The organism is Nocardia yunnanensis (genome assembly GCF_003626895.1).
GTDB lineage: Bacteria > Actinomycetota > Actinomycetes > Mycobacteriales > Mycobacteriaceae > Nocardia > Nocardia yunnanensis.
This window is the reverse complement of sequence record NZ_CP032568.1, coordinates 5,538,921-5,562,122: the sequence shown is the minus strand read 5'-3', so window position 1 is coordinate 5,562,122 and position 23,202 is coordinate 5,538,921. Positions and strand designations below refer to the sequence as shown.

Here is a 23,202-nt window from a genome sequence, read left to right as displayed (position 1 = left end):
TGTGCCCACTATGCTTGTGTCATGCACTCGTTATCGGAACCGCCGTTGTTTACTCGATTGAGATCTGCCTCGAATATCCTTATCGCCGGTGCTGGAGGGGGTTTCGACGTGTACGCCGGCTTGCCCTTGGCATCGGCGTTGCGCGCCCTGGGAAACGGGTGCACCTCGCGAATCTTTCTTTCGGTGAGCTCGAACAGCTAGCCCCCGAGGATTGGCTGGCGCCTGGCGTCGCCAAGGTGGGGCCGACGAGTATCGGGTCTGGCGAGTACTTCCCCGAACGCACACTGGCGCGTTGGCTCGAGTCCCAACACTTGCCTCCCGTGGTGTACGCCTTCCCGACCGTTGGCGTCCGCCCCTTGCGCGACGCATACCGAGAACTGGTGCGCCACTTGGATATCGACGCGATCGTCCTCGTGGACGGTGGCACCGACATTCTCATGCGCGGCGACGAGTCCGGTATCGGAACGCCGGAAGAGGATATGGCCAGCCTGGCCGCCGTCGCGGGGATCGAGGGCGTGGAGCGAGTGGTGGTCTGTCTCGGGTTCGGGATCGACGCCTATCACGGCGTCTGCCACGCGCATGTGCTGGAAAACCTGGCGGCATTGGATCGGGCCGGGGGATATCTTGGGGCGCTGTCGATTCCGTCTGATTCGGTCGAAGCGCGATCGTACCTGGATGCGGTGGCGCACGCGCGGGCCGAGACACCGGGACGGACGAGCATTGTCAATGGTCAGATCGCGGCCGCATTACGGGGTGAATTCGGGAATGTGGCGGTGAGTGACGAGATCGCGGGCAGTGAGTTGTTCGTCAATTCGCTGATGTGCGTGTACTTCGCGGTCGACTTGGCTGTCCTGGCGGCGTCGGTTCATTATCTGGATTGCTTGGCGGACACCGAAACCGGGTTCGACGTGCACGTCGTGATCGACCGGTTCCGCAATGCGGTGACCAGGCGAGCACGACGTGCCATTCCGCACTGAGCGGAAATCAGCTGCAGGCGGGGGAAGTTTGGTTGCCGAGGGAGAGCATGTTGCAGATCCAGTCCTTCTGGACCTTCCACTTGCCGTCTTCGACGACGAACGGCACGACGGCCTTCTGCGGCTGGCCGCCCGAGATCGCGGCTTCGGCGTCGGCGGTGAGGGTGCCGTTGCCGAGGTCGGTGACGCCGGTGACGGTGACCGTGGCGTTGGACTGCTTGTAGAACTCGGCCAGGCGGTTCGGGAGCGTCGGGTCGGCGGCGATGCCCTGCATGTAGTCGAGCTTCTGCTCGTTCGGGATGTCGGGGTTGACGACCGTCTGCAGTTCGGTGTTGAGGTCGGCCGCGGTCGGGGCGGGCGGGTAGGTGGCCTGGGCGGCGGCGGTGGCCTTGGAGCTGCTGGTCTTGGCCGGCTTCGTGCCGGGCTTGTCCCCGCTGCCGCACGCGGACACACCCAGGGCCGTCACGACTGCCAGGCCGGCGATCGCGAGGCGCCCGATCTTCTGAGACTTGTTCACGAACGGCGAGGCTACTGGCACGGCGACCGGAAGTCAGCGCCGGGAACCCGACCACGTGGTCTTTCGGGCTGGATCCTCACCATGGTCTCACCGCGCTCTTAGAGTTGCTGAACGTTGTCTATTGATGTGATCTTGTCATAACCGCTGGCATCGAATAGTGTTCTGCCCGCGCAAGTTTGAATGGACTGCGCTTCACTCATCGAGGTCGGGGTCGATGACGACAGCAGCTTTCACGGTGGTGAGCGCCGTGGAAGAGGAGGGGAACTCTCGATGCCTTTCGTCCCGAGGCTGCCGCGTGTTTCGCGGCGACACCGCATCCGTTCGCGCTGGGGAGCGCGCCTGTTGACCGTCGGCGTCGGGGCGCTGGCCATTCCGGCCGCGTCTGCCGTGGCCACGCCCGAAATCGTGCTCGCCGCACCGATTTCCGGCCCGGTGCATCGCACCCCGGCGGGCGGGTTCGAGGAGCTGATGGTGCCCTCGAGCATGGGGCCGGTCAAAGTGCAGGTGCAGTGGGCCAAGAACGGCGGCGGTGCGGCGCTGTACCTGCTCGACGGGCTGCGTGCGCGTGATGACCAGAACGCCTGGGTCATCAACACCAATGCCATGCAGCAGTTCGAGAACGACGATGTGACGCTGGTGATGCCGGTGGGCGGTCAATCCAGCTGGTATGCCGACTGGGTGTCGCCGAGCAACACCAACGGTCAGAAGTTCACCTACCGGTGGGAGACCTTCCTCACCAAGGAGCTGCCGGACTTCCTTGCCGGATACGGTGTTTCGCGGACCGACAATGCGGTGGCCGGATTGTCGATGAGCGGGCCGGCGGCGCTGCGGTTGGCGGCCTTCTACCCCAAACAGTTCAAACACGCTTCCTCCTTCTCTGGGCCGCTCAACCTGACCGCGCCGGGCATGCCGGAGGCCATGCGGGTGATGATGCTCTCGGCGGGCCAGTTCAACCGTGACTCCCTGGCCCCGCCGTGGAGCCCGACCTGGCTGCGGATGGATCCGTTCGTGTTCGCGCCGCAGTTGCGCGGTGTGCCCATGTACATTTCGGCCGCCACCGGCCTGCCGGGGGAATACGATCGCCCGAATTCGGCCGGTGCCGTGGTCGACACCTTCGATGCCATGTGGATCGAATCCCTCGCGATGGTCGGGACCCGCGCACTCCAGGCGCGCCTGTCGTCGCTGAACATCCCGGCCGTCTACGACTTCCCGGTCGCGGGAACCCACTCGTGGAAGTACTGGGAAGGAGAGCTGTGGAAGGCTCGCCCGTACATTCTCAGTGCGTTGAATACCTGAGCGGCTCAACGGGACAGCGCGGTCTCCTCGTGTACGCCCGAGAGTTTGCCGGGGTTGCGGACCGCGTAGAGGCCGGTGATGCGGCCGTCGGCCAGGTGGACCGCGACCACCGCATCGATCTCCGCACCGGCGCGCACGATCAGCGCGGGATGGCCGTTGATCTGGGCGAACTCCAGGGCGGCCGTCCCGAGCCGGGATAGCGCGGCGGCCACGTCATCCGCGCCGGTGATGGGCGTCAGTGCCGGGCGCGGGCGAATTGTGACAACGGCGGCGCTGTGCCGTGCGTCACAAGGCTGGATTGTCACGGTGGCCGGGCGGTCGGCAACTCATGGTCGTCCCCGCCGACGATCGAGGAGAACGAACACATGGAACCCCGTATGAACTTGGCCGCCAACGATTTCGGCGGCAAGTTCGCCAAGCGCTTCGGTAATGCCAGCATGCTGGTATTGCAATCCACCCTCCCGCGCACCACCCAGGAATTGGTGAATCTGCGCGTCAGCCAGATCAACCGCTGCGGCTGGTGCGTCGACGTGCACACCAAGGAACTGGCCGCCCTCGGCGAACCCGCCGTCCGCATCAATCTCACGGCCGCGTGGCAGGAATCCACGGTCTTCACCGACGCCGAACAGGCCGCCCTCGCCTTCGCCGAGGAAGGCACCCGACTAGCCGACGCACCCCCGGGTGTCTCCGACGACACCTGGCAGTGGGTGCGCAAGCACTACGACGAGGACCAACTCGCCGCCCTGGTCGCCGACATCGCCATGATCAACGCCGCGAACCGAATGGGAGTCATGCTCGCCCAGAAGGGCGGAAGCTACGCCGCGGGCACCTACACCACCTGACCAACCCTGCTCCCTGACCCCGCCTCAGCACGATCCTGCCCAACTGCGCGGCGCTCCCAGCCCGGCCGCGCGGAAAGTCCGGGCGGCCGGGCGGGATTGTCCGACCTGCTTGTGCGCGTCTGGCTGGCTTGGTTGTGCGGGTTTGGCTGGTCTGGCCGCGCGGGATTGCCCGGTCCGGCTACGGGAATTCCAGGCAGTTGCCCCGATTTGGATGGCGGCGTTGGGGAAGCGGGCCTGGTTGTGCCGGTTTGCCTGGCCTGGCTATGTGGGATTGCCCAGCCCAGTCGTGCGGGATTGTCTGGCCTGGCTGCGTGGGACTGTCCTGTCCGGTTGTGCGAGTTCGCCCTGGCCAGCGTGTGAGGTTGCCCGGCCCGGCTGTGTGAGAGTGCCCCGGGTCCGGCTGCGCGAGGGGTTGTTCGGTGCGGTTGGGTCGGGGTGGCCCGTCCGGCTGCGCGGGGGATTGTTCGGTGCGGTTGGGTGGGGTGGCCTGTTCGGCTGTGGGGGATTGTTCGGCCTGGCTGCGGGGGATTGTCTGTGGGGGCTGGGAGACTCCGGGGGTGCGATGGGCGTTGGCGGAGAGCGAGGGGGGCGGGGTGCTGGTGTGTCCGTTGGGGGCGGATGGGCGGGCGGCGGGTGAGGTTGTGTATGAGGCGGGGGTGGCGGAGACGGTGCGGGGGCGGCCGGAGGTGGAGAGGTGGGTGTGGCGGTCGACCACGGGGGTGTATCGGCGGTTGATGGGGGCGGGGGTGCGGGTAGATCGTTGCTATGACGTCGAGGCGGCGGAGGCGTTGTTGATCGGGCATGAGGAGGGGCAGGCGGGGCAGCCGCGGTCGTTGGCGGCGGCGTGGGCGCGGTTGAGGGGGCTGCCCGTTCCGGCGGATGCGCCGATTCGGGCCGCTGATACCGAACCGGCGTTGTTCGAATCCGGGCCGGTCCCATTGCCTTCCGGCACCGATGAGTTCACCGCGCTGCTCGAGGTGTACGCGGGGCAGGTGCGGCGTACCGCCCGTACCGAACATCCCGAGCGCATGCGCATGCTGCTGGCCGGCGAGTCGGCGGGTTTGCTGGTGGCCACGGAGATGTCGCGGGCGGGAATTCCGTGGCGGGCGGACCTGCATCGGGAACTGTTGGACGAGACGCTGGGTGAACGCATGCCCGGTGGTGGCGAACCGCGCCGGATGGCCGAACTCGCCGAGGAGGTGTCGCGGGCGTTCGGTTTCCGGGTGCGCCCGGATCTGCCCAACGACATCATCAAGGCGTTCGCCCGCGCCGGAATTTCGTTGTCCTCCACCCGGAAATGGGAGCTGAAGGAGATCGATCACCCGGCCGTCGCCCCGCTGCTGGCCTACAAGTCCCTCTACCGGCTCTACACCGCGCACGGCTGGTCCTGGATCGATCAGTGGGTGCACGAGGGCCGCTTCCGCCCGGAGTATCTGCCGGGCGGCACGGTGACCGGTCGCTGGACCGCCAATGGCGGTGGCGCGCTGCAGATTCCGAAGCTGGTGCGCCGCGCCATCCGCGCCGACCCGGGCTGGCGGCTGGTGGTCGCCGACGCCGATCAGATGGAACCCCGGGTGCTGGCGGCGATCTCGCGCGATCCGGGCCTGATGGAGGTGGCCGGTCGCGGCGAGGACCTCTACGCCGATCTGGCCGCCCGCGCCTTCGGCGGCGACCGCGCCCAGGCGAAAGTCGCCATGCTGGGCGCGATCTACGGCCAGACCTCCGGTGACGCCCTCACCCATATGGCCGAACTCCGCCGCCGCTATCCCGCCGCCGTCGCCTATGTCGACGACGCCGCGCACGCGGGGGAGGAGGCCGCCTGGTCCGCACCTGGCTCGGCCGCACCTGTCCGCCCGTCGCCGCCTTCGACGACACCGACACCGACGCCCCCACCGCATTCGGTTCGGCCCGAGCCCGGGCGCGTGGGCGTTTCACCCGCAATTTCGTCGTCCAGGGCAGCGCCGCCGACTGGACGCTGCTGGTCCTCGCCGGCCTGCGCCAAGCCATCCACCAGGCCGGCCTCCGCGCCGAACTGGTGTTCTTCCAGCACGACGAGGTCATCGTCCACTGCCCCGAATCCGAAGCCGACACCGTCGCCCGCCTCATCACCTCCGCCGCCGACACCGCCGCCCACCTGGCTTTCGGCCCCACCCCCGTCCAATTCCCCTTCACCACAGCCATAGTCGAGTGCTACGCCGACGCGAAGTGACGCCGCGCCCCGCCGCCGCTACGGTGGCGACGGTGAATGTCATCCAAGGGGGATCGGTGATCGATCAACGTCCATTGTCCGGCTGGGGCCGTACGGCATCCTCGGTAGCCCAGGTGCTCTCGACCCCCGACCTGGACACGGTGGCACAAACGATCCGGCGGGCGGTCTCGCGCGGCGTCATCGCGCGCGGATTGGGCCGCAGCTACGGCGATCCGGCGCAGAACGCGGGCGGCCTGGTCGTCGACATGACCGCCTTCGACCGCATCCACAGCATCGACCCGGACAGCGGCCTCGTCGACGTGGACGCCGGCGTCAGCCTCGACACCCTGATGAAAGCGGTCCTGCCGCAAGGCTTGTGGGTGCCGGTGCTGCCGGGCACCCGCCAGGTCACCGTCGGCGGCGCCATCGCCTCCGATATCCATGGCAAGAACCATCATTCGCACGGCAGTTTCGGCAATCACGTGCTGGCCCTCGACCTGCTCACCGCCGACGGCGCGGTGCGCACCCTCACCCCCGACGGCCCGGAAGCAGAGTTGTTCTGGGCCACGGTCGGCGGTATGGGACTCACCGGGATCATCGTGCGGGCGCGGGTTCGCATGAAGCACACCGAGACCGCCTATTTCCTCGTCGACAACGACCGCACCGACAGCCTCGACGAGACCATGGAACTGCTGACCGGCGGCTCCGACGACGGCTACGAGTATTCGATGTCGGTGCCCGACACCATCAGCACCGGCGCGAAGCTGGGGCGGGCGGGATTCAGCCGGGGCTCGCTGGCCACCCTGGATCAGCTGCCCGCGAAGCTGCGGCGAAACCCGCTGAAATTCGATGCGCCGCAACTGTTCACCGTGCCGGACGTCTTTCCCAACGGCATGGTCAACAATCTCACCACCCGGCTCGCGGCGGAGGTCGCGTATCGCTTCTATCCGAAGCGGTCTCGGGGGCGGATCCAGAACCTGACGCAGTTCTATCATCCGCTGGATTTGATGGGCGAGTGGAACCGCGCCTACGGACAGCGCGGCTTCCTGCAATATCAGTTCTCGATGCCCTACGGTGCGGAAGCGCAACTGGCCGAGGCGGTTCGCGCGATCGCGCATTCGGGCCACCGCTCGTTCCTCAATGTCTTCAAGCGGATGGGCGCGAGCAATCCGGCCCCGCTGTCCTGGCCGCATCCCGGTTTCATGCTGAGCCTGGACTTTCCGCTGAAGCCCGGCCTGGGCGAATTCTGCGCGGAGCTCGACCAGCGCGTCCTCGACGCGGGCGGCCGGCTGTATTTCGCCAAGGATTCGCGCACCACCCCCGACATGGTGCGCGCCATGTATCCGCGCCTGGACGAATGGCGGCGGGTCCGCGACACGGTCGACCCGGAAGGAGTCTTCGTGTCGGACTTGGCTCGCCGCCTTCGTCTGACCTCGACGGCTGTGAGCTAGGCGGGGACTAGGGGAGCTAGGCGGGGGCTAGGCGGGGTGTGGGACGGCGGCGGGGCGGGTGCGGCGCCAGGCGTAGGAGAGGAACACGATCAGGCCCAGCAGCGGGATGCTGCTGACCGCCCAGCTGATTCCCAGCGGTGGCCCCGGCTGTTTCAGGACGGGAAGGCTGGTGAGGTCGCCCTGGCCGCGACCCTGCGGGCCGTCGATGGTGAAGCGGAAGGTCCAGTCGCCCTGCTGATCCAGCGACCGCACGTCCAGCCCCCAGTCCTCCCGTTTGCGGGGATGCCGGGACAGCGGTCCCTCACGGCGGACCTTTCCGTTCGGCTGGATCTCGGTGAGGGTGCCGGATTTGTCGGCGATGCCGCCGTCGGGGATGAAGGTGAAGTCCAGCGATTGCATGGCGCGCAAAGGCCATTGGCTGAACCCGACGGTGAGCGAGTACGGCCCGGCTTGCACGTGCTCGGTGTGGACGATGTTCACCGGCTCGTAGGCGGCAGCCGTGCCCGCCCCGGTCATCGACAGGGCCAGCACCGCGAAAACCGCTGCGGCAGCGGTGCATAGGCGTTTGATCATGCGAGGGCCTCCTGGCTGGGGGCGGTCAACCGCAGCATGCCGCCGAAGCGCCAGCCCAGGAACCCGCCGAGCGCGGCGAACAGGGCGGCCGCGACGACGGTCGCGAGGATGGCCGAGGCCTGGGCAATCGGCGCGTCGTAGACGATATGGTTCTGCACCGGGTTGCAGCCCGCGATGATCGCCCCGCCCACGGCGCCCGCGACGGCGGGCAGCCCCCGGGCGCCCACCGAGGTGCGCCGCAGCAGCAGGTCGATGACGAGGCCGACCGGAATCAACACGAACGGAATCAGCGCCGGAGTCGACGGAATGGCCCGAATGTGTTCGCGCATCGGCAATCCCACGAAGTCGGCGTACGTGCGCGCGGCCCACGGCGCGAACCACCAGAACACCGCCTGCGTCGCCGAGCCGAACACGGCGGTCACGGTGGCGCCCCAGCGCAGGAAGCCCGCACCCGCGACCAGCAGCAGCACCACCATGAACGCGGTCACCACCACTGTCCAGCGGATGTTGCCGGCATTGAGCCGCTGCACCGCGAGCGCGGTCACCGTGCTGTTGGTGACCAGGTGCGCCAGCGCGAACAGCGCGCCCAGCCATCCCCACCGATGCGCCCGCGCCGCCGCGAACACGATCACGGTGCCCACCGAGATCACGGTGCTGGACAGGAACAATCCGATGTGCGGCGGCGAGTCGATGACCGCGTCGAACCCGTAGAGGCTGTGCCACCACAGATCCCACAATCCGTACAGCAGAAACGACGCCGCACCCAGCGACGCCACCATATAGCCGAGCGGTGCGGTGAAGGTGCGCCCGAACACCCCGATACCGGGCCCGCCCAGTTCCCCGTCCACTCGCCGGCCCGCCCGTCCCGCCGCCGAGGTGACGAGAATGACGGTGAGCCCGGTGAATCCGGCCACCGCCGCGCTGGCGTAGATGAACAGGTGCGGCAGCGTGAAGAAGGTGTCGGGCCCGACATCGGAGTGCCACTGGATATCCCAGGTCGATCCGATGGAGAAGGTGATACTGGCGGTGAACAGGATGGCCGCGGGTAACCAGGGCCGGAGGGTGAGGGGCGCGGTCGCCGTGGCGGTGACGCCGCGCCCGGTGGCGGTGAGATCCATTGGGTGGCTCCAGATGTCGGATCGAATGGACGTGTTTCGAAGGTTCAATTGGCTTGGACGGAGAAGGTGGCGCTCCCGGTTCCCGGCGCGCCGGAGAGTTTGACGGCGATCTCCCATTGCCCGGGCATGGGCAGGTTCACCGTCGCGCGATAGTGCCCGGGCGTGACGGCGGCGGCGGCGGGGCTCGGCGGCAGCGCGTGCCCCATCTGCGGCATCGCCGGTTCCACCGAAATACGATCGGGCGCAACCACATTGCCCTGTTGATCGGTGACGTCGAGGTCGACGGTGTTGTCACCGGTGTGCGGTGAATCCACCCGCAGCGCCACCAGATACGGCCCGGCGGTGCTGCGCGACACCGGTTTCGCGCTGTCGGACGGCCACAGCCACCACGCGGCCAGTGCCGCGATCACGATGAGCACGGCCCCGATCACCGCCCGGCGCGGCGTCACTTGCCGTCGCACGCTCATCCCTGGGCTCTCGCCCGGACGTCGATGGTGGCGGGCACGGTCATGACGGAGTACCCCCGTTCGGCTTGGGCCCAGACCAGATACCGGCCGGGCAGCGGAAAAGTGAAGGTGAAGGCCACATTCGGGCCGTAGGCGGCGACGGTCTCGTCCGGCGGCTGCGTGCCGAGGGCGGGCAGCGGCAGCATGGCGTGAGCGTGGGCCCAGACCGGGGCCGTGGCGGCGGCCGCCCCCGTGGCCGTCCCCTCGGGCAGCGGCCCGACCGCGATGAGATGGCCGAGCATCCCCAGCCACGGTTGCAGATCCGCCGCACCGCCGAACGGAGCGGTCAGCGTCGTCGGTTCACCTGCGACCGCGTCGGTGACGGTGAGCGTGGTGGAACCCAGCGGGCCAGGGTCGGTTGAGCCGGCGAGGGATTCGCCGCCGACAGGCAATGCCGCCCGCAGCAACTGCACGCCCCCGCCGCGCCGGGCGATCTCGGCGGCCACGGCATAGTCGCCGGGTTCCCCCAGCCCCAACTCGACCCGAAACTCCCCGGGCGCGACGCGGATCGGATGCCGATGCCAGAACCGCCCGCCCGGTCCGACCACCATCAGATGCAGCAGCGCGTCGTCGGTGACCAGCAGATCATCCACCGGCCGCCCGGTCGCCGAATCGCTCAGTGACAGCTGCACTTCGGTGCCCGCCGCATCCGCCGCCCGCCCGGCACGCACCGTCAGGTTCACCGGCGGCCGCGAGTAATTCGTGGTCAGCGGCAGATCCCGCTCCGGATAAGGGTTTCCGATGTTCCCCGAGGTCGGATCCAACAGGCTTCCCGCCGCCCGTGGCTGCGGCGCTCGACCCGACAGCACCGCTCCCGTGGCGCCGACGGTCAGCGCCACCAGCAACGCGCCCACCGGAATCAGTGTCGGCCAGCCGCGTTTGGAGATCAGGGCGGTCGCGAGCGCCACCAGCAGCAGCACGCCCGCGGCGAAGAATCCGCCGTAGGCCGCCCGCTCCCACGGCGTCACGATCCGCGCGGCCACCAGGAACGGAATCCGCGCGGTCCGCTGCCCGTCGCTGACGGTCAGCTCCCACGGCCCGGCGTGATCGACATGCAGTGTCGCCGAATACGGTCCCGGCTGCGCGCCGAGCGCCACGGTGCCCGAGGAGGTCTCGCCACCCCGATCCACCGGCGCGGCGCTCAAGGTCAAGGTCCCCGGCGCGGTCCCGGTGTGCGTGACCACGTCCACTCGCAGCGGACCCGGCTCGGAGCGCCGCACGATCACACTGAGTTCGCGCGCCCCCAGCGACTGCGCGACCGTCAGATCGCCGCCGCTCACCGCCCCGTCGGCGTGAGCGGCGGGCGCGGTGAGCACGGCGAGACCCGACAGTGACGCGCACAGCACCCCCACCACCAGGCATACACCGCGCAAACGAACGATCAACGGCGACTGCACCGTTCCGAAGCTACCGAATAATTCGCGCCGGCGAATCCCACCCACGGGGGATGCGCGGTCAGGGTGAACCCCGCCCCCGCGACGCTCAGCGGAAGAAGTCCCACAGCCAGGTGGGCCCGACGGTGGTGGCGCCCAAAGCCTGGACGCGCGAGCGGAGTTCGCGGTCGGCGGTGACGACGGTGATGTCGGGGACGCGGGCGGCGGCGACCAGTTCGACGATGGCGTCGTCGCCGGAACGGTCTGCGAGCACCACGCGCAATCCGTCGTGTTCGATATCGGCGGCCGGTTTGGCCGCGCCTTCGAGCACCACCGCTACTTCGGTCATCTCGGGTAGGAGATCGCGCAGCACGCTCAACTGGGCCAGCAGTCGCCGCGCGGCGCCGGCCCGGTCGCGCCACCAGCCGTCGGGCCGGGATCCGACGACATTGGCGGCGTCCACCACGATCAACCGCTCGGCAGCATCCACGGGCACCAGTCTGCCCGGCCGCACGCCCGGTCCATCGAGCGACCGGCCGGGCACAGTCAATTAGTTGACTGGGTAGCCTGAGCGGATGGCGCTACGCAACGCGGTCCTCGCGACCCTGCTCGAGGGTGAGGCCTCCGGCTACGACCTGGCCAAGGGCTTCGACGCCTCGGTCGCCAACTTCTGGCAGGCCACTCCGCAGCAGCTCTACCGGGAACTCGAGCGGATGGCCGCCGCGGGATTGATCGAAACGCGGGTGGTCGAGCAGGAACGGCGTCCCACCAAGCGCCTGCACGCCATCACCCCGGCCGGGCGGGCGGCGCTGCGCGAATTCGTGGCCGAGCCTGCCAAACCCACCGCGATCCGCGACGAGATGATGGTGAAGGTGCAGGCCATGGCGGCCGAGGACGCGCCGGCGGTGCGGTCCGCCATCGCCGCCAAGCTGGAGTGGTCGCGCGCCAAACTGGCCCGCTACGAGCGGTTGCGCGGCCGGCTGCTGGACGGGCGCAGCGAGCAGGCGTATCTGGCGGAGGTCGAGCGGATCGGGCCGTATCTGAGCCTGCTGCGCGGAATCGCCTTCGAGCAGGAGAACATTCGCTGGGCCGAGTTCGCGCTGCCGGTGATCGACCGGCGAATGGGCGCGCAGCCCGCGAATTGATACGGTGTCCGCCTGGCAAACGTAGTCCGCAGAACGACAGGCAGTGATCAGCGTTGGCGTCCGAACCGAGGGCAGGCGAGAGCGAATCCCGTCGCGCCGCCCCGCGCACCAAACGGGGTGAGCGGACCCGCAGCGCCCTGATCGCGGCGGCCCGCGAGGTATTCGAGCGCGACGGCTACCTGGACGCCAAGATCGCCGATATCTCCAAGACGGCCGGTATGGCGTCGGGCTCGTTCTACACCTACTTCGACAGCAAGGAAGAGATCTTCGCCGCCCTGGTCGAGCAGGTGTCGGAGGAAATGCTGCACCCGCATGTGCGGGAACGCAGCGGCATCACCGATACCCGCGCGCTCATCGAGGCCGCCAATCGCGATTATCTGCTGTCCTACAAGCGCAATGCGCGGCTGATGGCATTGTTCGAGCAGGTGGCGCACATCGACGAGAATTTCCGCCGCATGCGTGTCGAACGCGGAAAAGCGTTCGCGCAACGCAATGCCCGGATGATTCGCGACCTGCAGCAGGCCGGGCGCGCGAGCGCGGACCTGGATCCGATGATCACCGCGCACGCGCTGTCGGGCATGGTCAGCCGGATGGCGAATCTGGTCTTCGTGCAGAATCAGCGGATTCCGTTCGAGAAGCTGGTGACGACGCTGACCGAGCTGTGGGTCAACGCGCTGCGGCTGACCTCCGAATAGGCGCAATCAGTCCAGGCCGTGGGCGAATTCGATGAGGGCGGCATTGACCTCGTCGGGTCGCTGCTGCTGAATCCAGTGGCCCGCGCCCTCGAGAATGAGGGAGCCGCGCAGGTCGCTGAGCAGTGCGCCCATCTTGTGCGCCGGGGTGAACTGGATGACCGGATCGGCCGAACCCGCGATGAACAGCGACGGCTGCTCGATCTTGACGCCCTCGAGGTGAGCGGTCGTCTCCCAGGTGCGATCCAGATTCCGGTAGTAGTTCAGGCCGCCGGTGAACCCGGTTTCAGTGAAAGCCTCGACGTAGTAATCGAATTCGGCCGCGCTGAGCCATTCCGGCAGCGGCGGTTCGGGGGTGTCGGTGTCGAGGAAATTGCGGGAACTGATGATGTCGTCCTGCAGCAGGGTCCGGCGCACATCGGCATTCAGCACCGCGTCGGCGACTCCCGGCTGCTGAAACCAGATCATGTAGAAGTCCTCGCCCAGCCGCGATCGCATGATCGCCGTCGGCGGGCCCGAGGAGCGGGGTGTCGCGGGCACGCTCAAACCCGCGACCGCGCGCACCCGCTCGGGATACTGGCGCGCCAGATGCCACACCACCGACGCGCCCCAGTCGTGGCCGACGAAGATCGCATCGGCCAAACCGTAGGCGTCGAGCAGGCCGACCAGATCCGCGGCCACGGTGAGCATGTCGTAGCCCTCGGGCCCCGCGGGGCGCGAACTGCCGCCGTAGCCGCGCATATCCGGGGTCAGCGTGCGGAAACCCGCCGCCGCGAGCGCGAAAACCTGATGCCGCCAGGAGAATCCGAGTTCCGGGAAGCCGTGGCAGAACACCACCGGTACGCCCGCACCGTGCTCGACCACATGCAGATCGATCCCGTTGGCCGAGACCTCCGCATTGTCGAGCCGCTTCCACTCGTCCACCAGTTGTGAGCCCTGCACCGGTTGTCCACCTCGCGACCGTGTTGGTTGACGCCGCAGCGGCCGTCAACTTGAATCCGACGTAGGTTTCATATTTCAGCAACCGGCCTCACCGATCCAGCCCCGACGGCGAAATCGGTTGCCGGTGCGGGCCGGAGGGAGAACTTCGTGCAGGTCGCGGGGAAGAACGCCATTGTCACCGGCGGTGGCGGCGGAATCGGCGGCGCGCTGGCGGCGCGGCTGGTGCGCGCGGGCGCGCGCGTGGTGATCGCGGACCTGGACGGGGCGGCCGCCGAGGCGGTGGCCGTGGCGTTGAACGCGGAGTTCCCGGGGACGGCAGTGGCGGTCGGCGCGGATGTCTGCGACTCCGACCGCATCGCGGAGCTCATCGCGCGGTGCGCGGCCGAATTCGGCCCGGTCGATCTGTATTTCGCGAACGCGGGCGTGATCGGACCGGTCGGACTCGGTGACGACAAGGACTGGGCGGTCACCCTCGACGTGAATTTGAACGCGCACATTCGCGCGGCCCGGCTGCTGGTGCCCGGTTGGCTCGAGCGGGGCGAGGGCTATTTCGTCGGCACCGCGTCGGCGGCGGGGCTGCTCACCCAGATCGGTTCGGCCGCATACTCGGTCACCAAGCACGCGGCGGTCGGGTTCGCGGAGTGGCTGTCGGTCACCTACGGCGATCGGGGGATTCGGGTCAGCTGCCTGTGCCCGATGGGGGTGGAGACGCCGCTGCTGCGGGCGGGGGAGAACTCCGGGGACGCGCTCGGTGTGGCCGCCACCCGCGCGGTCACCACGGCGGGCGCGGTGCTGAGCCCGGACGCGGTGGCGGAGTTGGTGCTGGCCGCCGTCGACGACGAGCGATTTTTGATCCTGCCGCATCCGGAGGTGCTGGATATGTACCGTCGCAAGGGTGCCGATTACGACCGCTGGCTCGCGGGGATGCGGCACTATCAGGCTCGGCTGCTGGAATCGATCGACGGGCAGTGAGGACGGCAGCGAGTACGTGGACGGCACCGAGCGGGGACACATGAGCGACGACCAGCACAGCGAGCTACCGGGCCTCGATCTCGACCGGCTGGCCCGGTGGCTGGCCGACACCCGGCCCGGCTTGATCGACGGTCCGCTGACCGGGCGATTGATCGCGGGCGGGAAATCCAACCTCACCTACGAGATCAGCGACGGGTCCGGGACGTGGATCGTGCGGCGGCCACCGCTGGGGCATGTGCTGGCCACCGCGCACGACATGGCGCGCGAACATCGCGTGATCAGCGCGCTGGCGGACACCGACGTTCCCGTGCCCGCCACCTTCGCGCTGTGCGAGGACGCCGAAATCATCGGTGCCCCTTTCTATGTCATGGAACGCGTCCTGGGCACGCCTTATCGCACCGCCGGCGAACTGCGTGCGCTGGGGCCCGATCGGACGCGGGTCATCGTGACCGGTCTGATCGACACCCTCGCCGCCCTGCACACCGTCGACCCCGTCGCGGTGGGTCTTCAGGACTTCGGCCGCCCCGACGGCTTCCTGGAGCGCCAGGTGCGCCGCTGGAAGAAGCAGCTCGACGCCTCCTACAGCCGCGAGCTGCCGGCCGCGATCGAACTGCACGAACTGCTGGCCAAGAACCTGCCGGCGCACTCGGCCATCGGCATCGTGCACGGCGACTATCGCCTCGACAATGTGCTCGTCGACGACGCGGACCGGGTCGCGGCGGTCATCGACTGGGAGATGGCGACGCTGGGTGATCCGCTCACCGATATCGGGCTGATGCTGGTGTATCAGCGGATGAGCGATGCCGGGCTGGGTGTCAGCGATGTCGCGCTCGCGCCCGGGTATCCGGTCGAAGCGGAAGTGCTGCAACGCTATTCGTCGCGTGCCGGACGCGATCTGTCCGATATCGGGTTCTATATCGCGCTGGCGTCGTTCAAGCTGGCGGTGATCAGCGAGGGCATCTACTTCCGGTTCATTCACGGCCAGACCGTCGGGGCGGGGTTCGAGCATATGGGCGACGGGGTCGAACCGCTGCTGCGCGCGGGCATTTCGGCGCTCACACCCGGCTGAGCCGGGCGCATAGTTGAATCCGGTGTCAAGTTCACGTACGGTCCGAAACGGAAAACACGCCACCGTCAGGAGTTTCGATGTTCGAGCTGTCGGAGCGGGCCCGCCGCTACCAGGATGACCTGCTCGCCTTCATGGACGAGCACATCTATCCCGCCGAGGCGGTGTACGAGGCGCAGATGGCCGAGGCGGGCGATCCGCACTTCCAGCCGCCCATCGTCGAGGAGCTCAAGACCGAGGCCCGCAAGCGCGGGCTGTGGAATCTCTTCCACCCGCACCCGCAGTGGGGTCCGGGCCTGACCAATCTCGAGTACGCGCCGCTGGCCGAGATCATGGGCCGCAGTGCGCATCTCGCGCCCGAGGCCACCAATTGCAGCGCGCCCGACACCGGCAATATGGAGGTGCTGACGCTGTTCGGCACGCCCGAGCACCAGGAGCAGTGGCTGCGTCCGTTGCTCGAGGGGGAGATTCGCTCCGCGTTCGCCATGACCGAGCCCGCCGTCGCCAGCTCCGACGCCACCAACATCCAGCTGCGCATGGAACGCGATGGCGACGACTACGTGCTCAACGGCCGTAAGTGGTGGACTTCCAATGCCTTGCACAAGAACTGCAAGGTGCTCATCGTGATGGGCAAGACCGATCCGAGCGCGCCGACCCATCGCCAGCAGTCCATGATGGTCGTGCCGATCGACGCCCCCGGCGTCACCGTGCAGCGCGGGCTGCCGGTGTTCGGCTACCAGGATCGCGAAGGCCACGCCGAGGTGACCTTCGAGAACGTCCGGGTGCCCGCGACCGCGCTGCTCGCCGGCGAGGGCGACGGTTTCATGATCAGCCAGGCGCGCCTGGGCCCCGGCCGCATCCACCACTGCATGCGTGCGGTCGGCATGGCGGAGCGCGCACTCGATCTCATGATCGACCGCGCCCAGTCCCGCGTGACTTTCGGTGAGCCCGTAGCCAATCGAGCCAATATCCAGGACTGGATCGCCGAATCCCGCATCGAGATCGACATGGCCCGGCTCCTCACCTTGAAAGCCGCCTATCTCATGGACACCGTCGGCAACAAGGCCGCCCGCACCGAAATCGCCGCCATCAAGGTCGCCGCCCCGAACGTAGCCCTGAAGGTGGTCGACCGCGCCATCCAGGTCCACGGCGGCGCCGGCGTCTCCGACGATTTCCCCCTCGCGAGCATGTACGCCCACCTCCGCACCCTCCGCCTCGCCGACGGCCCCGACGAAGTACACAAACGCTCCATCGCCCAATGGGAACTCCGCCGCCGCGACCCCCAATGGGGCCGAAAGAGCTGACTGTGTATTGGGATCCGATGCCGACTGTTGCCGACTCGGCGGCGCTGCGGGTTGCGTTTGTCGATGCGGGGGAGGACGAACCGTTGGGGGCGCCGGAGGAGTATCTCAAAGGGGAATGGGGGCTGCGGGATTGGCGGAATGTTCCGGGGCCGTTTTATGGGGCGGGGACCGATTCGTGTGGGATGGGGCGGGTGGTTGCGCCTGGGCATATCGTTTGTGAGCATCGGCGGGTGAGGGCGGCTTCGGAAGCGGTTCCACGGCTGGGGTGAGGGTTGGGGCTGTTGGGGAGGCTCGCACCGGGGGCTCAGCGTGTTCACAGCGGGGGCGTGAAAGCTTCGAGTCGTACCGGCTCAGCTCGAGAAAGTGCACGATGTCGACTATCAATGGGCTTCCCGCTCATATTTTGTTCGTTCATGCCGTTGTGGTGTTGGCGCCGTTGACGGCTGTTCTTGTGGTGGTGTCGGCGGTGTGGCCGGCGGCTCGGCGGCGGTTCGCGTGGTTGAACGTGGTGTTGGCGGGGGTTGTGGTGGTGTTGACGCCGCTGACGACGGATGCGGGGGAGTGGCTGGAGAGCGGGTGGGGCGGACGGCGCAGCTGCGGACGCATACGCATCTGGGGGACAGTTTGATGTACTTCGTGATTCCGTTGCTGATTGTGGCGGGGCTCGTCGCTGTTGTTCATCTGCGTGAGAGTCGCGAGCGGCCGCTGTCTCGGGTGCTCGTCGGAGTCGTCGCGGTGTTGGCCATTGCGGCGAGCGTGGCGACCACCGTGCAGGTGTATCGCATCGGTGAGTCCGGCGCGCAGGCCGTGTGGAACGGCGTCGCGCAGCAGCCGGCGCGCACACATCCGACGAGTACGGGAGACGCCCCTTGCTGAGTGCGATCAGGCGTCTCTAGCGTCCCGCGGGTGGGTCAGTCGGCGGTCAGGGCGGTGAAGGCGGCGGGCCAGTCGGGTGGGGTGGGACCGTCGTAGAGTTCGAAAGTCTTGCTGTGGGATTCGGGATGGAGGAGGGCTGCCACGGCCGCTCGGGCCACGAGTTCGCGGCTTACCTGGCCGTCGCCGCGGTCGCCTTGTTCGAGGTGGGCGCCGGTGGCGGGAGAATTGGTCAGCCAGCTCGGGCGGATGATGGTGTAGGGCGCGCCGCTGGTGCGGAGCGCCTGTTCTCCGGCGGCGCGCGCGTGGATGATGCCGGCCAGATCGGGGTGTTCGGCGGCGCGCGTGATGTAGATCTGGGAGATCAGGACCACCGGGATGTGCTGCGCGGCAGCGAGTTCGGCGAGGCGGGCGACGCCGCTGTGCATCACGGTGTCGGCACCCTTGTCGTCGAGAGGCGGTTCGACCGTGACGATGACGCCGTCGATGCCCGTCAGCAAGCGGGCGTCGAGCGGGGCGGCCAGGTCGACGGCGACGCTCTGATCGTCGCGGGGGCGACGGGTGCCGACGAGGACTTCGTGGCCCAGACCGCGCAGCTCGGTCACGGCATAGCGGCCGGTGCGGCCCGTGCCGCCGATTACCAGATATTTCATGACATTCCTTGAAGTGCGGGCCCTGTCACCAGGGGAGTCGTCGACCGTCGCGGAAAAAGCCTCCGGTCGGTCCGGAGTCGGGAAGCGTTGCGGCCCAGACGATTCCGGCGGCACCCTCGGCGACGGGGCGACCGCCCGGACCGCCCATGTCGGTGGCGACCCAGCCCGGGCAGACGGAGTTGACCAGGATGCGGTCGGCGCGCAGCTCGGCGGCCAGCATGCGGGTGAGCGCGTTGAGAGCGACCTTGGTGGTGTTGTAAGCAGGCGTGCCGCCGGACATACCGGTGAGAGAGGCGGCCTCGCTGGAGACATTCACGATCCGGGCGTGAGAACTCTTGCGCAGCAACGGCAAGAAGGCTTGCACCATGCGCCACGGCCCGTAGAGGTTGGTCTCGGCGGCCTCCCGGACCACCGCCAGGTCGGCGGTGGCGGCGCGCTGCCAGGTGTCGTAGGTGATGGCGGCATTGTTGACCAGCACGTCCAGGCGGCCGTGCTGACGCTCGACCTCCTCGGCGGCCGCGGCGACACTCGCATCGTCGGTGACATCCAGCCGCAAGGGCAGCGCACCCACCTCGGCGGCCTCGGATTTCGCGGCGGCCTCGGATCGCGCGCTCAGCAGCACGGTGCACCCGAGGTCGCTCAGCTGCCGGCAGACCTCCCGCCCGATCCCGCGGTTGCCGCCGGTGACCAGCGCGATATCACTCATGATCGCCGATCTTAATTGACGTGTACGGCATACCTTTTGATCGTGTGGTCGACCAGCCGATCGGCCGCCGAGCCGTCCGCCGACTCGATGCCGTCCAGGATTGCGTCGAGGATGTCGGCGCGATCCAGTGTCGCCGGAACTCGATGCGACGCACGAGCACTGACGATCACCATGTGCAGCACGGCGGCATAGACGTGGGAGCGGGGGACCGTCAGTTGCCAGCCACGCCGTTCGAGCTCGCGCAGCCGGGCGTCGACGGTGTCGAGGACATCTCGGATAACTTGCCTCTCGATGCGGTCGGGATCGTCTGACATGACATAAGGACACAATTCACCGACAATGTCCGACAGCGAAATTGGATAATCTACGCGGATTGCCGCGAATAGCGAGCATCGCATCCCCAGCCTCGGCGACAATGGTTCTGACCAGGCAAGACCGTTATCCAAGAATCGTGATTGCAGTATCCGTTCGGAGGGGCGTCATGACTGAAACCGGATCCACTGTCCCGCGCCGGCAGCTCGGCCGATATCTGCGGGAACTACGTCAGCAGTCGGGCATGACGATCGCCGAAGTATCCCGGCGCATAGATCGGGGAGCGACCACGGTGCAGCGGCTCGAAACAGGCCAGGCGGATCGAATTCGGTTGGGGGACATCGAGTCGCTCTGCCGGGTGCTCGGGGCCGACGAGACCGAGACCGCCGCGCTCAAAGGACTTGCCCAGCAGGGGAATGCGAAGAGTTGGTGGCATGAGTACGGGGATCTGATTCCAGCCAACTTCGATGTGTACATGGGCTTGGAATCAGCGGCCTCGGCGCTGAGCTCGTTTCAGGAGCTGGTGCCCGGCCTCGCGCAGATTCCCGAATACGCCCGGGTACTGATCCGCACCGTCCACCCCAATGAGCCGGACGGCGAGATCAGCCGTCGTGTCGAGATGCGGATGCGTCGCCAAGTGCTGATCACGCGGCGCGCCCAGCCGGTGAAACTCGATGTGATCCTTGACGAATCGGCGCTGTGCCGGGTGATCGGCCATCCGAAGATCATGGTGAAACAACTGCGGCACCTGGCAGACCTCAGCACGCACACGAACATCACCGTGCGAGTCCTGCCGTTCTCGGCGGGCATACCGCTGGGAGAGTTGACGGGACCGTTCACCATCCTCGACTTCGGCGACCAGGCCAGGGAGCCGTTCGAACCATCGGTTGTGTACTCCGAAAGGTTCACGGGCGCTATGTACTTCGACGATTCCGACAATATCGATCACTATCGTGCCGCGCACGACACCCTGCGCCGGGTAGCGTTGGACGAGGCGAAAAGTCGAGATCTGCTGCGCCAGCGGGCAAGGGAGCACCAGCATGAGCATTGATCTAGCCAAGGCTCGATGGTTCAAGAGCAGCTACAGCGGTGGCAGCCAGGACTGCGTCGAGGTCGCGCATCTGGACGGCGGCGTGGTCGGAGTCCGCGATTCCAAGAACCCGGCCGGTCCCGCGCTGACCTTCGCGCCGGGGACATGGGACGCCTTCACCGCCCGTGTCGCCGGTGGAGGGTTCGACCTGCCGGGCTGAGGGCTCCGCCGGGCTGAGACGCTGTCGCGACGCACGACAGCGGCGCGTCAGTCCGGCGTCAGGGCGGTGTCAGCGGGTGGCGTGACAGTGCTTGCGTGAACAGCACCGCATTTGCCACCGCGACCGGATCGAACGGGTTCGGCGAGACGATTTTCGGGGATGTCGATCTCCGCGTCGACACCGCCCGTGTGTTGCGGTTCGTGCGTGGCGATCACGCGTTCGCGCAGTTGCTTCGCTTCGCGCTGGTCGGCGGGTTCAGCAATATCGCCTACGCGTTGCTGTTCATGGCGATGAACAGCGTCGGGCCGCTGATCGCCAATATCGCCGGGTCGATCGTCAGCACGATCATCGCCAATGAGCTGCACCGGCGGCTCACCTTCAACGCGGCGGGCCGGGTCGGCTGGTTCAAGGCTCAGTGGGAGGGCGGCGGTCTGGCCCTCATCGGACTGGTGATCAGCACCGGGGCCCTGGCCGCGCTCGGCTTCTGGGCACCGGGTCTCGGCGCGCTCGCACAGGCGGTCGCGGTGATCGCGATCATGGCCGCGGTCGGCGGCGCCCGCTTCCTGGCCCTGCGCGGGCTGGTGTTCTGAGTGGCTACGCTGGCCCGCGTGAGCACTTCGAAGATCGTTCTCGTCACCGGCGGCGGTACCGGGCTGGGCCGCGCCATGACGCACGCGCTGACCGCGGCCGGGCATCAAGTCGTCGTGGCCGGGCGGACCGCCGACACCCTGGACCAGACGGCCGCCGCCGCGCCCGGACCGGGTGCGGCGCACGCGGTGCGCGCCGACGTGACCGATCCGGCCGCCGTCGACGCGCTGTTCGCCACGATCGCCGAGCGCTGGGGGCGGCTGGACGCGCTGGTCAACAATGCGGGAATGTTCGGCCCCACCAAGCCCATCGACGAGGTGTCGCCCGAGGAGTGGCGGCAGGTCGTCGACGTGAACCTGACCGGTGCGTTCCTGTGCGCGCAGGCCGCGTTCCGGCAGATGAAGAACCAGACCCCGCAGGGCGGGCGGATCATCAACAACGGCTCCCTCTCCGCGCACACCCCGCGCCCGCACAGCGTCGCCTACGCGGCGACCAAACACGCCATCACCGGCCTCACCAAATCCCTCGCCCTCGAGGGTCGCGCGCACAATATCGCCGCCGGGCAGATCGACATCGGCAATGCCGCAACCGAACTCACCGCCGGCATCGCGGCGGGATCATTGCAGGCCGACGGCAGCGTCCGCCCCGAACCCACCATCGACGCCGCGCACGTGGCCCGGCTGGTGGTCGCGCAAATCGAACTGCCTCTGGACGTCAATGTCCCGTTCCTGACCGTAATGGCCACCACGATGCCCTACATCGGGCGCGGCTGACCCACCCGGCCACGCGAGGTTCCGGGAACCATCCGCCACTCGAACAAACGTTCTACTCGAGGTATCGTACCGGCCCATGCCGGAACTCTCGCGACGTGACTGGGCGACGATGAACCTCGAGGAGGTGCGGCGGCAGCTGCTCAAGGCCGCCGCCTTCGGCAAGGTGCTCTCGCCCGAGCAGCTGGAGAACGCGGCGGGCAAGATCCGGGAGGGGCTGCGGATCTTTCTCGAGGAGACCGACCACCTCAGCTAGCCGGAATGCGTTCGAGCACTCCGCCCGCGAAAACGTCGTAGAGCGGCAGGGTTTCGAGGTGGACGTAGCCGATGTGGCAGTCGCAGACCGACAGTGGGCACGGGCGGGGCGTCAGGGCGGCGCGGTAACTGCCGTCGTAGAGGTTGCCCAGTTCGGCGCGGACGAAATGGCAGCGGCGGACGGTGCCGTCCCCGTCCACGGAGATGACGGATTCACCCGTGCGGCAGGGCAGTCCGGCCGAGCGGTGGGGGTGCAGGCTGTAGGGGAACAGCGGGTCGAGTTCGGTCCACGCGGCGGCGTCGGCCTCCGACAGGATGTGGCCTTCGGGGGCGTTCACCCAGAGATACACCTGCTCGGGCAGGTCGGCGCGTAATCGCCGCGCGGCCGGAAGATGTTCGGGGAAGCCGACTATCCCCACGCTGTACCGGATCCCCCGCCGGGTGAGGTCCGCGCATTTCCCGGCGAACCGCGCGTAGGGCGTCTGCCCCGGATGGTAGGTGCACCACAGCGCGAGCGTCCGCGGGTCGGCGTCGGCGAGCCAGTCGGTGCGGCAGCTGAGGTTGGTCTGAATGGCGACCCGCGCGACGTTCGGCAACTGCGACAGCTCCACCAGCGCGCGCCGATACCACGACCGCACCAGCCCCTCACCCCACGGCGTGAACAGGATCGAGAGCCGATCGCCGCGCTGCTCGCCCACCCACGCGGTGAACCGTTGCAGCGCCGCGCGATCCGCGTGCAGTTGTTCGCGGCTGTCGCGACGCTTGGCGAACGGGCAGTACGGGCAGTCGTAGTCACAGGACGAGAGCGGGCCGCGGTAGAGAATGGTGAGATCCAT

At 68.0% G+C, this 23,202-nt stretch carries 29 protein-coding genes and 1 pseudogene; 17 read left to right on the top strand and 13 right to left on the bottom strand.

What is annotated here, in order from left to right; genetic code table 11:
• Positions 1 to 158: 158 nt before the first annotated feature.
• On the top strand, positions 159 to 977 hold the full coding sequence (locus D7D52_RS26175) for a DUF1152 domain-containing protein (protein WP_222932677.1): 819 nt from the start codon (positions 159 to 161) through the stop codon (positions 975 to 977).
• Between the two features lie 7 nt (positions 978 to 984).
• Here the strand turns inward: D7D52_RS26175 and D7D52_RS26170 are convergent, their stop codons facing one another.
• The gene (locus tag D7D52_RS26170; protein WP_120740500.1) at positions 985 to 1,491 is read right to left on the bottom strand and encodes a WKL family lipoprotein; all 507 of its coding nucleotides are present in this window, start codon (positions 1,489 to 1,491) and stop codon (positions 985 to 987) included.
• A gap of 270 nt (positions 1,492 to 1,761) precedes the next feature.
• Here D7D52_RS26170 and D7D52_RS26165 point away from each other — a divergent pair, with 270 nt between their 5' ends.
• Complete coding sequence (locus tag D7D52_RS26165; protein ID WP_120744474.1) at positions 1,762 to 2,787, top strand: alpha/beta hydrolase; 1,026 nt, start codon at positions 1,762 to 1,764, stop codon at positions 2,785 to 2,787.
• 5 nt (positions 2,788 to 2,792) lie between these two features.
• Here the strand turns inward: D7D52_RS26165 and D7D52_RS26160 are convergent, their stop codons facing one another.
• Complete coding sequence (locus tag D7D52_RS26160; RefSeq protein ID WP_120740498.1) at positions 2,793 to 2,999, bottom strand: sigma-70 family RNA polymerase sigma factor family protein; 207 nt, start codon at positions 2,997 to 2,999, stop codon at positions 2,793 to 2,795.
• Between the two features lie 153 nt (positions 3,000 to 3,152).
• Here D7D52_RS26160 and D7D52_RS26155 point away from each other — a divergent pair, with 153 nt between their 5' ends.
• The 4 genes and pseudogenes from D7D52_RS26155 (at position 3,153) to dprE1 (ending at position 7,268) form a co-directional block, all read left to right on the top strand.
• Positions 3,153 to 3,629: a carboxymuconolactone decarboxylase family protein gene (locus tag D7D52_RS26155; protein ID WP_120740496.1), complete on the top strand. Its 477-nt coding sequence runs from the start codon at positions 3,153 to 3,155 to the stop codon at positions 3,627 to 3,629.
• Positions 3,630 to 4,048: 419 nt separating this feature from the next.
• Positions 4,049 to 5,386 (top strand): annotated as a pseudogene (locus tag D7D52_RS26150) (bifunctional 3'-5' exonuclease/DNA polymerase); the annotation flags it as partial.
• A 62-nt stretch (positions 5,387 to 5,448) separates the two neighbouring features.
• On the top strand, positions 5,449 to 5,838 hold the full coding sequence (locus D7D52_RS40190) for a DNA polymerase (RefSeq protein ID WP_342775293.1): 390 nt from the start codon (positions 5,449 to 5,451) through the stop codon (positions 5,836 to 5,838).
• Between the two features lie 56 nt (positions 5,839 to 5,894).
• Positions 5,895 to 7,268: a decaprenylphosphoryl-beta-D-ribose oxidase gene (dprE1, locus tag D7D52_RS26145; RefSeq protein WP_162958542.1), complete on the top strand. Its 1,374-nt coding sequence runs from the start codon at positions 5,895 to 5,897 to the stop codon at positions 7,266 to 7,268.
• A gap of 27 nt (positions 7,269 to 7,295) precedes the next feature.
• Here dprE1 and D7D52_RS26140 read toward each other — a convergent pair whose 3' ends face one another.
• The 5 genes from D7D52_RS26140 to D7D52_RS26120 all read right to left on the bottom strand — a co-directional run bounded on the left by D7D52_RS26140 (position 7,296) and on the right by D7D52_RS26120 (position 11,334).
• On the bottom strand, positions 7,296 to 7,841 hold the full coding sequence (locus D7D52_RS26140; protein ID WP_162958541.1) for a hypothetical protein: 546 nt from the start codon (positions 7,839 to 7,841) through the stop codon (positions 7,296 to 7,298).
• Complete coding sequence (locus tag D7D52_RS26135; RefSeq protein ID WP_120740492.1) at positions 7,838 to 8,959, bottom strand: hypothetical protein; 1,122 nt, start codon at positions 8,957 to 8,959, stop codon at positions 7,838 to 7,840. The genes D7D52_RS26140 and D7D52_RS26135 overlap by 4 nt, the downstream gene beginning before the upstream one ends.
• Positions 8,960 to 9,003: 44 nt before the next feature.
• Positions 9,004 to 9,420 (bottom strand): FixH family protein, encoded by a 417-nt coding sequence (locus tag D7D52_RS26130; protein ID WP_222932676.1) that lies wholly within the window; start codon positions 9,418 to 9,420, stop codon positions 9,004 to 9,006.
• 2 nt (positions 9,421 to 9,422) lie between these two features.
• A complete protein-coding gene (locus D7D52_RS26125; RefSeq protein WP_246023298.1) occupies positions 9,423 to 10,862 on the bottom strand; it encodes a hypothetical protein in 1,440 nt (479 codons plus the stop codon).
• A gap of 85 nt (positions 10,863 to 10,947) precedes the next feature.
• Positions 10,948 to 11,334 (bottom strand): NYN domain-containing protein, encoded by a 387-nt coding sequence (locus D7D52_RS26120; protein WP_425464692.1) that lies wholly within the window; start codon positions 11,332 to 11,334, stop codon positions 10,948 to 10,950.
• 79 nt (positions 11,335 to 11,413) lie between these two features.
• Here D7D52_RS26120 and D7D52_RS26115 point away from each other — a divergent pair, with 79 nt between their 5' ends.
• Complete coding sequence (locus D7D52_RS26115; RefSeq protein WP_120740486.1) at positions 11,414 to 11,983, top strand: PadR family transcriptional regulator; 570 nt, start codon at positions 11,414 to 11,416, stop codon at positions 11,981 to 11,983.
• 53 nt (positions 11,984 to 12,036) lie between these two features.
• On the top strand, positions 12,037 to 12,678 hold the full coding sequence (locus D7D52_RS26110; RefSeq protein ID WP_120740484.1) for a TetR/AcrR family transcriptional regulator: 642 nt from the start codon (positions 12,037 to 12,039) through the stop codon (positions 12,676 to 12,678).
• Between the two features lie 6 nt (positions 12,679 to 12,684).
• Here the strand turns inward: D7D52_RS26110 and D7D52_RS26105 are convergent, their stop codons facing one another.
• Complete coding sequence (locus D7D52_RS26105) at positions 12,685 to 13,617, bottom strand: alpha/beta fold hydrolase (RefSeq protein ID WP_120740482.1); 933 nt, start codon at positions 13,615 to 13,617, stop codon at positions 12,685 to 12,687.
• Between the two features lie 147 nt (positions 13,618 to 13,764).
• Between D7D52_RS26105 and D7D52_RS26100 the strand changes: the two genes are divergently transcribed.
• The 3 genes from D7D52_RS26100 to D7D52_RS26090 all read left to right on the top strand — a co-directional run bounded on the left by D7D52_RS26100 (position 13,765) and on the right by D7D52_RS26090 (position 16,959).
• Complete coding sequence (locus tag D7D52_RS26100) at positions 13,765 to 14,589, top strand: SDR family oxidoreductase (RefSeq protein WP_120740480.1); 825 nt, start codon at positions 13,765 to 13,767, stop codon at positions 14,587 to 14,589.
• Between the two features lie 40 nt (positions 14,590 to 14,629).
• Positions 14,630 to 15,658, top strand: coding sequence for a phosphotransferase family protein (locus D7D52_RS26095; protein WP_120744471.1), 1,029 nt, complete (start codon positions 14,630 to 14,632; stop codon positions 15,656 to 15,658).
• 77 nt (positions 15,659 to 15,735) lie between these two features.
• Positions 15,736 to 16,959, top strand: a complete 1,224-nt coding sequence (locus tag D7D52_RS26090; RefSeq protein ID WP_120740478.1) for an acyl-CoA dehydrogenase family protein — start codon at positions 15,736 to 15,738, stop codon at positions 16,957 to 16,959.
• Positions 16,960 to 17,370: 411 nt separating this feature from the next.
• On the opposite strand, the gene D7D52_RS40185 is transcribed toward D7D52_RS26090, so the two are convergent.
• Complete coding sequence (locus tag D7D52_RS40185) at positions 17,371 to 17,571, bottom strand: hypothetical protein (RefSeq protein ID WP_342775194.1); 201 nt, start codon at positions 17,569 to 17,571, stop codon at positions 17,371 to 17,373.
• A gap of 15 nt (positions 17,572 to 17,586) precedes the next feature.
• Here D7D52_RS40185 and D7D52_RS40180 point away from each other — a divergent pair, with 15 nt between their 5' ends.
• Positions 17,587 to 17,835: a hypothetical protein gene (locus D7D52_RS40180; RefSeq protein ID WP_342775193.1), complete on the top strand. Its 249-nt coding sequence runs from the start codon at positions 17,587 to 17,589 to the stop codon at positions 17,833 to 17,835.
• Positions 17,836 to 17,870: 35 nt separating this feature from the next.
• Here D7D52_RS40180 and D7D52_RS26075 read toward each other — a convergent pair whose 3' ends face one another.
• Genes D7D52_RS26075 through D7D52_RS26065 form a run of 3 tightly spaced genes read right to left on the bottom strand, consistent with a single transcriptional unit; the run spans position 17,871 to position 19,505 of the window.
• Positions 17,871 to 18,485: an SDR family oxidoreductase gene (locus tag D7D52_RS26075; RefSeq protein WP_120740476.1), complete on the bottom strand. Its 615-nt coding sequence runs from the start codon at positions 18,483 to 18,485 to the stop codon at positions 17,871 to 17,873.
• A gap of 25 nt (positions 18,486 to 18,510) precedes the next feature.
• A complete protein-coding gene (locus D7D52_RS26070) occupies positions 18,511 to 19,191 on the bottom strand; it encodes an SDR family NAD(P)-dependent oxidoreductase (protein ID WP_120740474.1) in 681 nt (226 codons plus the stop codon).
• Between the two features lie 11 nt (positions 19,192 to 19,202).
• Positions 19,203 to 19,505: a hypothetical protein gene (locus D7D52_RS26065; RefSeq protein WP_120740472.1), complete on the bottom strand. Its 303-nt coding sequence runs from the start codon at positions 19,503 to 19,505 to the stop codon at positions 19,203 to 19,205.
• A gap of 167 nt (positions 19,506 to 19,672) precedes the next feature.
• Here D7D52_RS26065 and D7D52_RS26060 point away from each other — a divergent pair, with 167 nt between their 5' ends.
• From D7D52_RS26060 to D7D52_RS38000, 5 genes are all read left to right on the top strand, one after another.
• Positions 19,673 to 20,554, top strand: a complete 882-nt coding sequence (locus D7D52_RS26060; RefSeq protein ID WP_120740470.1) for a helix-turn-helix domain-containing protein — start codon at positions 19,673 to 19,675, stop codon at positions 20,552 to 20,554.
• Complete coding sequence (locus tag D7D52_RS26055) at positions 20,544 to 20,753, top strand: DUF397 domain-containing protein (protein WP_120740468.1); 210 nt, start codon at positions 20,544 to 20,546, stop codon at positions 20,751 to 20,753. The genes D7D52_RS26060 and D7D52_RS26055 overlap by 11 nt, the downstream gene beginning before the upstream one ends.
• A gap of 149 nt (positions 20,754 to 20,902) precedes the next feature.
• Entirely contained in the window at positions 20,903 to 21,343 is a 441-nt protein-coding gene (locus tag D7D52_RS26050; protein WP_120744470.1) for a GtrA family protein, read from the top strand.
• A gap of 9 nt (positions 21,344 to 21,352) precedes the next feature.
• The gene (locus D7D52_RS26045; RefSeq protein WP_222932926.1) at positions 21,353 to 22,114 is read left to right on the top strand and encodes an SDR family oxidoreductase; all 762 of its coding nucleotides are present in this window, start codon (positions 21,353 to 21,355) and stop codon (positions 22,112 to 22,114) included.
• A gap of 76 nt (positions 22,115 to 22,190) precedes the next feature.
• Positions 22,191 to 22,367 carry a DUF6374 family protein gene (locus D7D52_RS38000; protein ID WP_162958540.1) on the top strand — a complete coding sequence of 59 codons (177 nt, stop codon included), beginning with the start codon at positions 22,191 to 22,193 and terminating at the stop codon, positions 22,365 to 22,367.
• On the opposite strand, the gene D7D52_RS26040 is transcribed toward D7D52_RS38000, so the two are convergent.
• A complete protein-coding gene (locus D7D52_RS26040; protein ID WP_120740464.1) occupies positions 22,360 to 23,202 on the bottom strand; it encodes an STM4011 family radical SAM protein in 843 nt (280 codons plus the stop codon). The two genes, D7D52_RS38000 and D7D52_RS26040, sit on opposite strands and share 8 nt — an antisense overlap.

What these genes read in the sequence shown, in the direction of transcription:
- D7D52_RS26165 (WP_120744474.1), top strand. Translation starts at nt 1,762, where the DNA reads ATGCCTTTCGTCCCGAGGCTGCCGCGTGTTTCGCGGCGACACCGCATC.
- D7D52_RS26155 (WP_120740496.1), top strand. Translation starts at nt 3,153, where the DNA reads ATGGAACCCCGTATGAACTTGGCCGCCAACGATTTCGGCGGCAAGTTC.
- D7D52_RS26140 (WP_162958541.1), bottom strand. Translation starts at nt 7,841, where the DNA reads ATGATCAAACGCCTATGCACCGCTGCCGCAGCGGTTTTCGCGGTGCTG.
- D7D52_RS26135 (WP_120740492.1), bottom strand. Translation starts at nt 8,959, where the DNA reads ATGGATCTCACCGCCACCGGGCGCGGCGTCACCGCCACGGCGACCGCG.
- D7D52_RS26115 (WP_120740486.1), top strand. Translation starts at nt 11,414, where the DNA reads ATGGCGCTACGCAACGCGGTCCTCGCGACCCTGCTCGAGGGTGAGGCC.
- D7D52_RS26095 (WP_120744471.1), top strand. Translation starts at nt 14,630, where the DNA reads ATGAGCGACGACCAGCACAGCGAGCTACCGGGCCTCGATCTCGACCGG.
- D7D52_RS26090 (WP_120740478.1), top strand. Translation starts at nt 15,736, where the DNA reads ATGTTCGAGCTGTCGGAGCGGGCCCGCCGCTACCAGGATGACCTGCTC.
- D7D52_RS40185 (WP_342775194.1), bottom strand. Translation starts at nt 17,571, where the DNA reads ATGCGTATGCGTCCGCAGCTGCGCCGTCCGCCCCACCCGCTCTCCAGC.
- D7D52_RS40180 (WP_342775193.1), top strand. Translation starts at nt 17,587, where the DNA reads ATGTACTTCGTGATTCCGTTGCTGATTGTGGCGGGGCTCGTCGCTGTT.
- D7D52_RS26075 (WP_120740476.1), bottom strand. Translation starts at nt 18,485, where the DNA reads ATGAAATATCTGGTAATCGGCGGCACGGGCCGCACCGGCCGCTATGCC.
- D7D52_RS26070 (WP_120740474.1), bottom strand. Translation starts at nt 19,191, where the DNA reads ATGAGTGATATCGCGCTGGTCACCGGCGGCAACCGCGGGATCGGGCGG.
- D7D52_RS26065 (WP_120740472.1), bottom strand. Translation starts at nt 19,505, where the DNA reads ATGTCAGACGATCCCGACCGCATCGAGAGGCAAGTTATCCGAGATGTC.
- D7D52_RS26060 (WP_120740470.1), top strand. Translation starts at nt 19,673, where the DNA reads ATGACTGAAACCGGATCCACTGTCCCGCGCCGGCAGCTCGGCCGATAT.
- D7D52_RS26055 (WP_120740468.1), top strand. Translation starts at nt 20,544, where the DNA reads ATGAGCATTGATCTAGCCAAGGCTCGATGGTTCAAGAGCAGCTACAGC.
- D7D52_RS38000 (WP_162958540.1), top strand. Translation starts at nt 22,191, where the DNA reads ATGCCGGAACTCTCGCGACGTGACTGGGCGACGATGAACCTCGAGGAG.
- D7D52_RS26040 (WP_120740464.1), bottom strand. Translation starts at nt 23,202, where the DNA reads ATGGATCTCACCATTCTCTACCGCGGCCCGCTCTCGTCCTGTGACTAC.